The following is a 13,293-nucleotide window of genomic DNA, read 5'->3' as shown; positions in this document are numbered from 1 at the left end:
TAAAAAAATCCCTCACTAAAATAGTGAGGGATTTGTAGCGTGGGGCGGGCACGATCCGCCGACCTCAGCATTATGAGTGCTGCGCTCTAACCAACTGAGCTACCACGCCATTTAACTTAATTACGTTACCGTTTTTAAGCGGCTGCAAATATACATTAATTAATTTTTGAAATCCAAATGTTATTCATTAAAAATTTAGATTAATTTGTTTTTTAATGACACAAATTAAGCCTTATATTGCCACAAAAGTTTATTAAATGCAAGAACCAATCAAATTTGACCTAGAGTTTCCTATACAAGCTTCACCTACTTTATTATATCAACACGTTGCAACTCCGTCAGGAATGTCTGAGTGGTTTGCCGATAATGTAAATAGTCGTGGAGAATATTTCAAATTTATTTGGGACGGACAAGAGGAGGTAGCAAAAATAATTAAAAGAGTAGCTGGTGAAAGAGCTCGTTTTCAATGGGATTATGATGAAGATACTGAAAAGTATTTTGAACTTAGAATCCAAGTTGACGAGATTACTAAAGATGTATCTTTAATGATTACAGATTTTGGTGATGATGATGATGAGGTAGAAGAGCAAAAAATGTTCTGGGAAAACCAAATTAGTGCCTTAAAAAAGGTCATAGGATCCAGATAATAGATAATTAAGAATTAATTTTGAGCCCTGAAATACAGGGCTTTTTTTTATGGTAATAGTTAATCAAGAATTTTTAGAAGAACAAACAGCATTAATCCCTTTTGATAATAGGGGTACGTTTTATGGTGATGGTGTTTTTGAAACATTAAGATGCTATAATGGTGTAGCATTACTGTTTGAAGATCATTATTTTAGATTAATGTCTAGCATGCGTATTTTGCGTATGGACATTCCAGATTTCTTCACACCAGAGTTTTTAGAGGAAAGTATTTTAGAGCTTTTAACTAAAAAGGGTTTAGAGAAAAATCACTCTAGAGTTAGAATTACGATTTGGAGAAAATCTGGTGGTTTTTATACGCCACAAGATCTTGCCGTTAATTATTCTATTTCATGTTCTCCATTAGAACATGAATTCATTAATATCGGTAAAAAAGAAGTAGATTTATTTAAAGATCACTTAGTATATGCATCTATGCTAAGCAATTTGAAATCGACTAATAAAGCTATCAATATATTAGCTGGTATTTTTGCCAAAGAAAATAGCTATGATGATTTGTTGCTACTCAATCAAAATAAAATGATTGTAGAGGCTATATCTGGAAATGTATTTTTACGTAAGGGTGATGTAATTAAAACTCCACCTATTTCTGATGGTTGTTTAACAGGAATAATGAGAGCACAAATAATGAAGCAACTCAAAAAAATGCTTAATTATCAATTTGTAGAAGAAACTATCACACCTTTTGAATTACAGAGAGCAGATGAGATATTTGTAACTAATATGATCCAAGGTGTTCAAAGCATTACTAAATACCGTAAAAAAGAATATACGCTAGATACAGCAAATGAATTAACAGAATTGCTTAACGATACCTTCTTCCATTAATTGTAAGAAGGGTTTTCTGGCGCGTTAGACCACAATTCATACGCACCACCTAAATTTTTCATTTTTTTCTTCCAGATATCATGCATGTTATCGGATAATAGGTGTTTACTATCTGTATTTTCTACAACAACCCAAGAATGGGAGTCTAGTTCATTTTCTAATTGAGAACGCTCCCAACCAGAATAACCTAAAAAGAATTTAATTTCTTCACCAGTAATAACTCCTTGTTTTAATAAGTCACTTACTGCATGAAAATCACCACCCCAGTATATACCATCTTCTATTAAATGTGATTCTGGTATCAGATCGGGAATATTATGTAAGAAATATAAATTGTCCGTTTCTACCGGTCCACCTTGGTAGACTTCTAGTTTTAATGAGATATCAGGTATTAATTGATCAAGGGTACAATCTAATGGTTTATTCAGGATAAAACCGACTACACCTTCTGTATTGAACTCAGTTAACAATATAACCGACCTTGAGAATGAATCGTCTCCTATAACGGACGGTTCTGAAACCAAGAGGTTTCCTTTTTCTGGAATTACATTTTTCATAGAGTCTAGTTAGTTAAAATAAACTTAATAAAAATTTACCAATATTCCACTAATTTTATCAATTTAGAATGGTAGTATCTATAATCGGTAAAAAAAATATGAGTTAAAAGAAAAGTCCCGAGCTTAAACTAGTTAAGTCGGGACTTTTAAATGTTTAAACTAATTTAAAATTAGTTTACAGCTTTTTGTAAATCACTACCTGCTTTGAATTTTACAACTTTCTTTGCAGCGATCTTGATAGTTTTACCAGTTTGTGGGTTTCTACCTTCACGTGCAGCTCTTTTAGAAACTGAATAAGAACCAAATCCTACTAGAGATACTCTATCTCCTTTTTTAAGAGATTGTTCTACATTTCCTAAAAATGATTCTAATGCTTTTTTTGCTGCTGCTTTTGAAATTCCAGCATCTTCTGCCATTCCTTCGATTAAATCTGTCTTGTTCATAATTGAAATTAAATTAATGTTGGTTAAACTAAAACGTGAAACAAATTTATACGTAATATGCGACCACACAAGGATTAGAGCGTAAAACTGAGTGATTTGTTCATAAAACCGACTGATTGTTAATAACTATATGCTTTTAGAACGGAAATGCGCTTAAGCCACGTCAAATCTAGCATCAGGATCAAATGTATATCCATTGAGCAGATCTTTTACTTTCATACGTTTTTTATTAGGTATTTGTATCTCATCTATCTCAATCATGTTTTTACCACATGCTATGATCATTTTTCCTTCTTCTATGACAAAACTACCAGGTGTCATTTTATGATCTTTTTCTACCACTGTAGATTTATGAATCTTAACTACCATTGCTTCCTTATTAATTAAGGTTGCCTTTGCTACTGGATATGGATATAAACCTCTTATAAGTGCATCTACAGTATCAGCAGATTGTTTAAAATCTATTAAGGTGTTTCTGTTATTTAATTTAGGTGCATCTTTTAAATCTTGGGAGTCTTTTTGTATAGTGGTCGTGATTTTTCCTGCAGCTATATCATTTACTGTTTTTAAACTCAATGAGGCACCCATAGCCATTAAACGATTATATAAAGAGCCTACATCTTCACGTGGTTCTATGTCTGTTTCTTGATTTGCTATTATAGCGCCGGTATCTATCTTCTCGTCTATAAAGAAAGTGGTAACTCCAGTTTTCTTTTCCTTATTTATGATGGCCCAATTAATAGGTGCAGCACCTCTGTATTGCGGTAATAAACTAGCATGTAAATTAAAAGTACCTAATTCGGGCATTTTCCACACGGCCTGTGGTAACATTCTAAATGCAACTATAACTTGAAGATCTGCTTTGTATGATGCTAGCTCTTTTAAAAAATCTTCTGACTTTAAATTAGTAGGTTGTAAAACAGGAAGGTCGTTTTCTACGGCATACTTTTTTACGTCACTTTGATTTATTTTTCTACCTCTACCGGCAGGTTTATCAGGCGCAGTCACTACAGCTACTATATTATGGTGTGATTTATTTAAAGTATCTAATACTCCTGTTGCAAATTCTGGAGTACCAAAAAATACTATTCTCAAAGATTTATCCATTTAATAGGTATTTATTATCACTAGTCACGGTTACTCTACCGCTTTCTAATAATGATTTTATTTCTGTTATTATTATTGATTTGGGCTGTTTAATAATCCGTTCTATCTCTATGATATCTAGAGGTTCCTTTTGTAAAGCAGTCCATACTTTTTGCGTTATAGACGAGAGTGATTTATCTCTTAAACAATTGCTACATTTACCACAGTTAGAGGTAGGTTTTTCTCCAAAATAAGCTAGTAACATACTGTTAATACAGGTGTCTGTATTAGTTATTAATCTAACTAGCGCCTTTAATTTATCTAGTCGCAATTCATTCTGTCGTTCTAGTTCTTTAGAAAAACTGTTAATGACACGCTCGTCGTCTCTCGGTATTAAATAGGTTATTTGTAGATCTGTATTAGTAATAGTTGCTTCTATTAATTCTTGATCATGTAATAATTGTAAAGTCTCGTAAACTTCGTTCTCACTAGTATTACTTCTCGTTGCAATTAATGCTGCATTGATTTGTAACACTTGGTTTGCGCTACTGCCATAGGTGCGCAATATAGACTGTATGATGGCATTAACGACAGGTCTGTTTTGAGCAAAGTAGATGATTTGTTTTCCGCTTTCGCGAAAGCGGACACTAGACCGTCTATGATAACCTTGAGAAAGACTGATGACACTAAATCGCTCTAATGCGGTTAGTGCACTGTAGGCTTGCATACCATTTAATTGATAGGTACTACAAAATTTTGAAAATGATAAAGGATGTGTTTCTTGTTCACCTTCACCCAGTGCGATTCTTAAATAATTAGATAATTTACGGTATATAAATTTGAGATAAGTAGGAGTAGGCTGTGATTTAATAAATTGATTATACGCATGCTCGAGGTCATTACGGTTATAAATACTATAGGCTATACTAGGTAATCCATCTCTACCAGCTCTACCTGTTTCTTGATAGTAGCTTTCTATACTATCTGGTAGTTGCATATGGACTACAGTGCGCACATCTGGTTTATCTATTCCCATACCGAAGGCGTTAGTCGCTACCATCACTTGCAACTTATTATGAAGCCATTGATCTGATGTTTTTGCTCGTAACTTATTGTTTAAACCGCCGTGGTAAAAACCTGCTGTAATGCCATTGTGTAATAGTTGCTGCGTGTATTCTACTGCATTTTTTCTACTTCTAACATAAGTAATACTACTACTACCAGGATGAGTCGCGTAAAAACTATTAAGAGAGCTTCTTTTATCACCGGTCTTATGGATATGATAGTCTATATTACTTCTTTCATAACTAGATTTAAAAATTTTATAATCATCAAATTCTAGTGTTTCTATAATGTCTTTTTCTACGGTAGGAGTAGCCGTTGCTGTAACGGCTATCACTGGCACTCTAGGATGCAATTCTTTTAAAATATGAATTTCACGATATGCAGGTCTAAAATCATGTCCCCATTCACTTATACAATGCGCCTCATCTACAGCGATAAGGTTCACATTCATTTTAAGTATGCGTTCTTTTACTAGAGATTGCTGTAAACGTTCTGGACTTAAATATAAGAAGTCATAATTACCGTAAATACAATTATCTAATACATTATCAAGGTCTTGATAGGAAATACCACCTGTTATACCTACCGCTTTTATATGACGTTTTTTAAGCTGGTCTACCTGATCTTTTATTAATGCAACTAGTGGAGATATAACTATACATATACCATCTAATTGTATACCTGGAATTTGATAACAAATGGATTTACCACCAGCCGTAGGTAACAAAGCTAGTGTATCCTTGCCGTCTAATACGTTAGAGATAATATCCCTTTGTAAAGGTTTAAAGTTCTCATAACCGTAAACAGTGTTTAATATGTCTAACGATTTTTTAATCAATATTATAAATGATTCATTATAAAGTTATACCTACTTTCTATATCTAGTTTAGGTACTTCTATGGGAGAATAGTCTAATTTAGTATAGAAACGTTTAAGAATATCACCTAGAACGACTGCTTCGTCATAACTTTCATAACGCTCTGCATCGCTCTCGTAGATCTCTTCCCAAGGTGGTAGAAAAAATACTTGATCATATCTATGTTCCTTACACGCAGTCATGTATTCATCAGGGATATCATCACCGGTAAATACATGATAAGAAGGAACATCTGGAATCCCTCTATCATAGAAATTAATTTCATTAACTGCTTCATTAAATTGAATGATGCGACCAGCAAGAAGTTGATTACTAAAAGCAAATGGATCTGTTAAAAATAACTGATCTATACCTTCTTCTTGAGCCTTTGCGGTTACCTCTCTAGATATTTCATGGTGCACTTTAAAACCATTAAGTTCTATAGTTTTTAGGACACTAGTTTTACCAGATCCAGGACCGCCTATAATTAAGATTCTTTTCAACTTTTCCATAAACTACAAAATAACTAAATCTATGCTTAGTAATCGAGTCTATCATGAATTATATTTGCATCTATATGAAGGAAGGAAAAAAATCTGAAGAATTTTACGCACAGTTAAAAGAACAACTAGCTGATACTAGTTCATGGCCCGCAAAATATCTATATAAATTTATAGTTCCTTCTAATGGAACACAAATTAAAGGAATAGAAGATATTTTTGATGATACAGGCGCTGTGATTAATACCAAAGAATCTAGTAAGGGTACTTATACTAGTGTTTCTATACTAGTAAAGTTAAAAGACCCTGATGCGGTAATAGAAAAATATAAAGAGGTAGGAGCTATAGAAGGTGTTATATCACTTTAAGTAGATTATTTACAACTTTTTGTGTATTTTGCAACCCTTCACAATAAGTAATACATTTCAATTTGATATCATCACTAGAATATAATACAGAGCGTAACCAGCTTGTTATACCTGAATATGGAAGACATATTCAAAAACTAGTTGAGCACTGTAGAGCGCTAGAAACTAAGGAAGAACGCAACCGTATGGCAACTGCCATCATAGGTGTGATGGGAAATCTGAATCCACATTTGAGAGATGTAGCAGATTTTCAACACAAACTGTGGGATCAATTATTTGTAATTGCAAATTTTGATCTAGACGTAGAATCTCCTTATCCTATTCCTGATAAAGAAGTTCTTGCGGCGAGACCAGCAAGAATGTCTTATCCTCAAAAAAGACCTCGTTATAGGTTTTATGGAAATAATATCCAGAGCATGATTAATATCGCTTTAGGATGGGAAAAGGGAGAAAAAAGAGAAGCTCTAAGTTATATAATAGCAAATCACATGAAAAAGTCTTTCCTTAACTGGAATAAGGACTCTGTCGATGATGCTGTTATTTTTAAACACTTGTTTGAGTTAAGTAATGGAGAGATTAATCTAGCTGCCAAAGAAGAAGACCTTTTAGAATCTAAATCTTTGATCTATCGCAATACGAGTAGTAATCGTGTAAGTAATAAAAACCATCGCAATCATAAAAAAGGCGGTCGTAGTAATAACAATAACAACAATAATAGAAGAAGAAGAAATTAATTTCTTTATTTCCTAAACGTAAAAAAGTCCCTTTTTTTTTAAAAGGGACTTTTTTTATTTATTAATTCTTCTAGAAATTACACTGCTTTTCTAGTACTTTCTGTGTTCATTCTCCATGCATCTAACATCCATGTGGTAGTTTCTAATTCTCTAATGTAAGCGCCTATTAAATCAATTGTTCCCTCATCATCACACTCTCCAGCGGTTTCCACTACTTTTGCCATTTGTGTGAGAATACTTCCATGATCATCGATTAGGTTGTTTACCATTTCTATATCAGTAAGCTCTGACTTAGTTTCTTTTATGTTAGAGAGCTTTAAATAATCACTATAATTAGAAGTAGGTTGGTACCTTAAGGTCAAAATACGCTCTGCAACTTCATCAATTTTTAGAATTGCATCATTGTACATTTCCTCAAATTTTATATGAAGATCAAAAAATGAACGACCGACTATATTCCAGTGGTAGTTTCTTAATTTCTGATAATAAAGGTGATAATCTGCAAGCAAGATATTAAGTTCTTTACTAACATTCTTTGCTTTTTCTAAATCAAAATTTAAATAATTCATGTCTTGGTTATTTTAGTTTTTTTTAAATTATATAGCTGTCGTCTAATAGAGACGCTATTTTTACCATTATCGATTTTAATTCTATAATTTATTGAAAATCTAGAAGACTATTTTAATGGTTTAATGATGATATAAAGGTAGTTAGACATCACAACTCATGTTTTGAATATTGAGTTAAAATGTGTTTATGAAATCACAAATAGGTGTGAGTGATTAAAATATAGTACAACTCTATATAACGAGATTTACTTAATTACAAAGAAACGCTCAAAGGTGTTGTCTTCTAATTGCATCCAGATTAACGGTGCAAATCCACGTGATAAACTGGCTGTTGTTAGTTCTAAAATTTGAAGAAATGTAAAAGACTCCTCTAATTCTTGAGGTTTCATTTTCCATTCATACTTTTTGGGTAAGAAATAGATGTTTGATGTTTCCGCTTTCGCGAAAGCGGAATGCCTAAAGTAATACCCCACTATACTAGCTTTATTTATGTGCTTAAAAGTGTGATTCCATAGCTGTTGAGGAATAAATACATGCGCTATAAAACATACCTCCTGACGTATTTTATGAACGTCTAGGTCGTATTGATCTAATATATCTTGTGTATGCTCGTTGTAAAGTAAAGGTAACTGGTGGTTTTTAAGATGGTCGATTTTACGAACTAAATTATCTTTTCCATTAGGGCCTTGATATTTACTTAGCTCTTGTCTTATTGGGTCTTTATCATTGATGACTTTATCCATGTCATAGATATAAAATTTATAAACTAATTCTACATGAATAATTTGTTTACTTCGTTGTTCTTGAACGATGTAATCTAATTCACCGATGGTTATTTTACCCTTAAAAACCTGTTGATTAGATACTAGTAATTTATAGTTACTAGACTGCTCTATACAAAATTGAAAAAAATATTCTGCTCTTTTACCTAATACCGTTCTGGGAGGTATAACAGGTAATTCTATATGATCTATACCTTTTAAATGATCGAATTTAAGACTGGAGAAATGAAACTGATCTAGGCCTAATAATGTTCCTGACCATAGGGTAGCAGTGCTATAAAAGTTTTTAAATCTCTCTAGACTGTTATCCATTTATAATTTATGGTATTGTTTTTTCAGATAGCTACCAGATGCAGGTCCTAGATTAAATAATAGATCTAAGCCACTTAATGGCTGTGTAAAACCATGCTTTTCTTGAAATACCTGAATGTATGGGTCGAGCTGAAAAAGAGCATCACCTTTGGCAGTAATTAGTCTTTTAGCTAGTGCATTATCGTGATAATTTATTGCGCTTTTAATGGTACGATCTATTTGAAGGTGTTCCATCAAAAAATGAAGCGTTTTCATATTCCACTCTATTAAGGAAGATGGTATTTCCTTAAATAATTGTTCTAAGTCATCTTGATAATATTCAAAGTAAGGACTACTATAATAAGCGCTTTTAATACTTTTTAAATGAGTAGTTGCCCAAGATTGTGAATTATCTATCTCTATCGAACTGTATAGTACAGAATGTCCTTTTTTTTGATGAACTATAGGTATGTTAAGTGCTAGTTTACCATTCGCTGCAGCAATATAGCATCTGTTTCTATAAGTTTGTTTTACATAACTATCTTGTTGCTCGAGAATAATATTCTGAGCATGATGAATATGAATGAGTGTAATCACATCCACAAAGTAGGAGGGATGAATAATCAAATCATTAATAGCCATGGATTATTAAGAGTTTTCTTTATTCTTTTTCTTGTTACTCATGATTTTCTTAACCACAAAATAACCAGCTAATACCACTAAGAAATAAACTAAATAGGAGGTAGGTTGCCCAGATCCATTTACGGTAGTGAACATTCTTTCAAACCTAAATGCAGATGTGAATGACTTATTACCATCATAACTCATCCATACAAATACTGGTTTACCTACTACATGATTAAAAGGTACATAACCCCAGAATCTACTATCTAGACTATTATCACGATTATCACCCATGAGCCAGTAATAATCTTGCTTAAATGTATAAGAGGCTAGTGGTTGACCATTTAATAATACTTTGTTTCCTTTAAGTGTAATATCATTAAAGATATTCATCTCACTACCTTCATAAACTTCAATGATTCTCTCAAAGTAAGAGATGTTTTTATAATCTATATTTACGGTCATTCCTTTAGCAGGAATTAAAAATGGATCACGGTCATCATTATTATTTGATAATCTACCATCATAAGGAAAAGCATTAGGCTTATTATAAATAGTAGACATGTCGTTGCGATCCCTTAGATCTTTACGATAAGGTGTTGCTAGCTCTTGATTTCGCATTTCGGCAGATGTGATGATACCATCCTTAGTAAGCTGCTCTATCGCTTTATCTGTTGCTGTTAATTGTAGTTTGTTAGGATTAACATCTCTATCTGGCTGATATATATTTTCAGTTATATCATATTTCTCTATCATATAAGCTTGATCTGCCATAAGATCTAACCTAGTTGTAATAACAGTATAAATATGCTGTGGTCTAGCACGTTCTGGTAAAATAAGTTCTTCACCATTGATGTAAATCACACCATCTTTCATAGACATGGTATCGCCAGCTATAGCAACACATCTCTTTACATAATTAGATTTCTTATCTATTGGTTTGTAATGATATTTACCATCGTCGTTAGGATAAGAATTAATGGTATCTGTAGGGTAGTTAAATACCACTATATCATTGCGCTCTATTTTTTGAAAACCAGGGATTCTTGCATATGGCAATTGTGGTCTAGCTAAATAACTTTTTACTCCTAAAACAGGAATAGTATCATGAACCATAGGAGCGGCGATAGGTGTCATAGGTAATCTTGCACCGTAATGAAATTTACTTACAAAAAGAAAGTCCCCTGTGAGTAAGGTTTTTTCTAAAGAAGAAGTAGGAATAATAAACGGTTGCATTACATAAGTATGGACTATAGTAGCTGCTATGACCGCAAATAAAATGGAATTAGTCCATTCTCCAGCACTAGTTCTAGGGTCTAAACTTCTTTCTTCGATATAATTAAGTGGTTGCGTGTAGTTGACATAATAAATATAAAAACCAAAAGTCACAACTCCTAGAGTCGTATCTATCGCTTTATTGTAACCAAATGATCTCAAAGTATCTACCCATATCACTACAAACATTAAAAGGTTTACTACCGGTAAGAAAAGTAGAATAGTCCACCACCATGGTCTATTCATTATTTTCATTAATGTAACCGCATTAAATACAGGTACAAATGCTTGCCATGCTTTAAAACCAGCGGCGACATACATTTTCCAAGTTCCTAATCCGTGAATTAACTGGATTAAGATAAATACGATTAACCATTCTGTCCAATTCATATTGTTATATTGTAGTATGAGAGATAGTTATAGAGATTATTATAATCCTAAAACATCTTTCATGGTGTAAATTCCTTTTTTATTAATAATCCACTCGGCAGCGATAACACTACCTAGAGCAAAACCATCTCTGGTTTGTGCCGTATGAGTTATTTCTATACTATCTATTTCGTTTTGATAGGTAACACTATGTGTACCTTTAACATCTTCTTCTCTCAAAGCTTCAATAGAAACCGAATCTTCTTTAAGATCTGTTCCTAAATGCCAGTTTTCTTTACTTACGCTTTTTGCTAATCCTTCAAATAAAGTTATAGCCGTACCACTAGGTGCGTCTTTCTTTTCTGTATGGTGAATTTCTTGCATTTTAACGTCATACTCCTTAAACTGGCTCATCATTGCGGCGAGCTTTTTATTAAGTTCAAAGAAGATATTAACTCCTAGACTAAAGTTAGACGCATAAACCATACTCGAGTCATGCTCTTTAACCATATCTGATACCTCGCCTAAATTTTCATTCCACCCAGTTGTACCACAAATAACAGGTATTTGTGTAGGGATAAGATATTTGAGGTTATTCATTACGCTTTCTGGACTGGTAAACTCTATAATAACATCTGCCTTTGTGATGTCTTCCATAGAGTCATTACGACCTATTCTAGTAACCACAGTATGTCCTCTTTCTAGAGCTATTTTTTCAATGGTTTTACCCATTTTACCATATCCTAATAATGCAATTTTCATATTAAAAATTATAGGTGAGATTAAAACCGTAAGTATTACCTATGGCTAGTGTGTTGTAATCCATGTAGGGTAGAAAAGTTAAATTACGGTCTACACTAAACTGGCTCAAATGCCCGTCTACGTTTGCATCGATAATTTGTAAAACATAAAGACCAGCTGTAATTAATAGGCTCAACTCTTTATTACGTTGTGAGGTTCTTTGTGCTCTTTCTAGTCCTTCAGTGGTTATTATGGGTGTTCCGTCAGCGTTAGAGAACTCATCATTTGTACCACCAGCTAGACGTATTCTAAAAGCATCTCTTAAACGATTGTATTCTTTATCATTAACTGTGTATACATAAACAGGAATACCTACTGCTGCTAATGCTAGAGGTACTTTCCAATACTTTTTATTATATACCTGACCTAAACCTGGAACAATAGCACTATAAAAAGCAGCTTTTGCAGGTCGGTTTGCGTCATATACCGTGGCAACGCTATCTTGTGCAACAAGTAATGGACCGAAATTAGGATTAGGGTCTGGCTTTGTTTGTGCAAATCCAACAACACCCATAAAAAGTAATATGTAAACTATGGATTTACTCATTGATTAACTTTACAATGCGTTCAAAGTCTGCTTTAGAAGCATAGTTAATAGTAATTTTTCCTTTACCACTACTTGACATAGTCGTAGTAACTTTCGTGTCTAGTAAAGAATTAAGCTCAGATGTTTTTTGAGAGATGTTTTCTGGCAGGGACTTCGTTTTAGTCTGCTTTCGCGGAAGCGAGTCCATTTTAGACTCCTTAACTATTTTTTCAGTTTCTCTTACAGAAAGTCCATCACTCAATACCTTTTGATAAATATCTAACTGTTGGTCCAGACTGTCTATAGTAATTAAAGCACGTCCATGTCCCATAGAGATAAAACCATCTCTCATTCCTGTTTGAATGATAGGATCTAGTTTTAAAAGACGCAAGTAGTTTGCAATAGCACTTCTAGACTTTCCTACACGTTCACTCATTTGCTCTTGTGTAAGATCTATTTCTTCAATTAATCTTTGATAAGAAAGAGCTATTTCTATAGGATCTAAGTCCTGACGCTGGATATTTTCTACCAGTGCCATTTCTAGCGATTCTTGATCATTTGCTAGACGCACATAGGCTGGGACAGTTTCAAGTCCTAATAATTTAGAAGCACGACATCTACGTTCTCCAGAAACGAGTTCATATTTACCGAAACCTTTCTTACGTACTGTAATAGGTTGTATAACACCTAGTTCTTTAATAGAAGAAGCCAGCTCTTTAAGTTGCTCTTCATTAAAACTAGTTCTAGGTTGAAAAGGGTTCATGTCGATATCCTTCAATGGAAGATCGATCACGTTACCTACTATCTTATCTGCATTTTTATCTGCAGTAGATTTAATATCGTTACTAGGGTCTTTTAAAAGAGCAGATAATCCTCTTCCTAGCGCTTGTTTTTTAGTTGCTTTGGCCATTTTG

General features: G+C 33.3%; 16 protein-coding genes and 1 tRNA gene. 4 read left to right on the top strand and 13 right to left on the bottom strand.

What is annotated here, in order from left to right; genetic code table 11:
• Positions 1 to 35 precede the first annotated feature (35 nt).
• Positions 36 to 109, bottom strand: a tRNA-Met gene (locus tag ABJF08_RS08695).
• 148 nt (positions 110 to 257) lie between these two features.
• Here ABJF08_RS08695 and ABJF08_RS08690 point away from each other — a divergent pair.
• Together ABJF08_RS08690 and ABJF08_RS08685 are read left to right on the top strand one after the other, a co-directional pair.
• Positions 258 to 647: an START-like domain-containing protein gene (locus ABJF08_RS08690; RefSeq protein ID WP_348115753.1), complete on the top strand. Its 390-nt coding sequence runs from the start codon at positions 258 to 260 to the stop codon at positions 645 to 647.
• Positions 648 to 696: 49 nt separating this feature from the next.
• Positions 697 to 1,533, top strand: coding sequence for an aminotransferase class IV (locus tag ABJF08_RS08685; RefSeq protein WP_348115752.1), 837 nt, complete (start codon positions 697 to 699; stop codon positions 1,531 to 1,533).
• On the opposite strand, the gene ABJF08_RS08680 is transcribed toward ABJF08_RS08685, so the two are convergent.
• The 5 genes from ABJF08_RS08680 to ABJF08_RS08660 form a co-directional block, all read right to left on the bottom strand.
• The gene (locus ABJF08_RS08680; RefSeq protein ID WP_348115751.1) at positions 1,530 to 2,090 is read right to left on the bottom strand and encodes a YqgE/AlgH family protein; all 561 of its coding nucleotides are present in this window, start codon (positions 2,088 to 2,090) and stop codon (positions 1,530 to 1,532) included. The genes ABJF08_RS08685 and ABJF08_RS08680 overlap by 4 nt on opposite strands.
• A gap of 170 nt (positions 2,091 to 2,260) precedes the next feature.
• A complete protein-coding gene (locus tag ABJF08_RS08675; RefSeq protein ID WP_348115750.1) occupies positions 2,261 to 2,533 on the bottom strand; it encodes an HU family DNA-binding protein in 273 nt (90 codons plus the stop codon).
• A 153-nt stretch (positions 2,534 to 2,686) separates the two neighbouring features.
• On the bottom strand, positions 2,687 to 3,640 hold the full coding sequence (fmt, locus tag ABJF08_RS08670; RefSeq protein ID WP_348115749.1) for a methionyl-tRNA formyltransferase: 954 nt from the start codon (positions 3,638 to 3,640) through the stop codon (positions 2,687 to 2,689).
• Entirely contained in the window at positions 3,633 to 5,522 is a 1,890-nt protein-coding gene (locus ABJF08_RS08665) for an ATP-dependent DNA helicase RecQ (protein ID WP_348115748.1), read from the bottom strand. Before ABJF08_RS08665 ends, fmt begins: the two co-directional genes overlap by 8 nt.
• Before the next feature lie 2 nt (positions 5,523 to 5,524).
• Complete coding sequence (locus tag ABJF08_RS08660) at positions 5,525 to 6,052, bottom strand: ATP-binding protein (protein WP_348115747.1); 528 nt, start codon at positions 6,050 to 6,052, stop codon at positions 5,525 to 5,527.
• Between the two features lie 65 nt (positions 6,053 to 6,117).
• On the opposite strand from ABJF08_RS08660, the gene ABJF08_RS08655 reads away from it, so the two are divergent.
• Both ABJF08_RS08655 and ABJF08_RS08650 read left to right on the top strand, forming a co-directional pair.
• On the top strand, positions 6,118 to 6,408 hold the full coding sequence (locus ABJF08_RS08655; RefSeq protein ID WP_348115746.1) for a DUF493 family protein: 291 nt from the start codon (positions 6,118 to 6,120) through the stop codon (positions 6,406 to 6,408).
• A gap of 62 nt (positions 6,409 to 6,470) precedes the next feature.
• Positions 6,471 to 7,142: a DUF4290 domain-containing protein gene (locus tag ABJF08_RS08650; protein ID WP_348115745.1), complete on the top strand. Its 672-nt coding sequence runs from the start codon at positions 6,471 to 6,473 to the stop codon at positions 7,140 to 7,142.
• A gap of 77 nt (positions 7,143 to 7,219) precedes the next feature.
• Here ABJF08_RS08650 and ABJF08_RS08645 read toward each other — a convergent pair whose 3' ends face one another.
• The 7 genes from ABJF08_RS08645 to ABJF08_RS08615 all read right to left on the bottom strand — a co-directional run bounded on the left by ABJF08_RS08645 (position 7,220) and on the right by ABJF08_RS08615 (position 13,289).
• Positions 7,220 to 7,711, bottom strand: a complete 492-nt coding sequence (locus tag ABJF08_RS08645) for a DNA starvation/stationary phase protection protein (RefSeq protein ID WP_348115744.1) — start codon at positions 7,709 to 7,711, stop codon at positions 7,220 to 7,222.
• Positions 7,712 to 7,956: 245 nt separating this feature from the next.
• The gene (locus ABJF08_RS08640) at positions 7,957 to 8,805 is read right to left on the bottom strand and encodes a DUF1853 family protein (protein WP_348115743.1); all 849 of its coding nucleotides are present in this window, start codon (positions 8,803 to 8,805) and stop codon (positions 7,957 to 7,959) included.
• Positions 8,806 to 9,426, bottom strand: a complete 621-nt coding sequence (locus ABJF08_RS08635; protein WP_348115742.1) for a WbqC family protein — start codon at positions 9,424 to 9,426, stop codon at positions 8,806 to 8,808. It abuts the gene before it with no gap.
• A 6-nt stretch (positions 9,427 to 9,432) separates the two neighbouring features.
• Positions 9,433 to 11,073: a signal peptidase I gene (gene lepB, locus ABJF08_RS08630; RefSeq protein WP_348115741.1), complete on the bottom strand. Its 1,641-nt coding sequence runs from the start codon at positions 11,071 to 11,073 to the stop codon at positions 9,433 to 9,435.
• Between the two features lie 39 nt (positions 11,074 to 11,112).
• Positions 11,113 to 11,814, bottom strand: a complete 702-nt coding sequence (gene dapB / locus ABJF08_RS08625) for a 4-hydroxy-tetrahydrodipicolinate reductase (protein ID WP_348115740.1) — start codon at positions 11,812 to 11,814, stop codon at positions 11,113 to 11,115.
• Between the two features lies 1 nt (position 11,815).
• A complete protein-coding gene (locus ABJF08_RS08620) occupies positions 11,816 to 12,400 on the bottom strand; it encodes a DUF5683 domain-containing protein (protein ID WP_348115739.1) in 585 nt (194 codons plus the stop codon).
• Positions 12,393 to 13,289, bottom strand: coding sequence for a ParB/RepB/Spo0J family partition protein (locus ABJF08_RS08615; RefSeq protein WP_348115738.1), 897 nt, complete (start codon positions 13,287 to 13,289; stop codon positions 12,393 to 12,395). The genes ABJF08_RS08620 and ABJF08_RS08615 overlap by 8 nt, the downstream gene beginning before the upstream one ends.
• Between the last annotated feature and the right edge of the window lie 4 nt (positions 13,290 to 13,293).

This window comes from Nonlabens sp. (assembly GCF_039941875.1).
Taxonomy (GTDB): domain Bacteria; phylum Bacteroidota; class Bacteroidia; order Flavobacteriales; family Flavobacteriaceae; genus Nonlabens.
The sequence above is the reverse complement of the archived record's forward strand: the minus strand, read 5'-3'. Positions and strand labels throughout refer to the sequence as shown.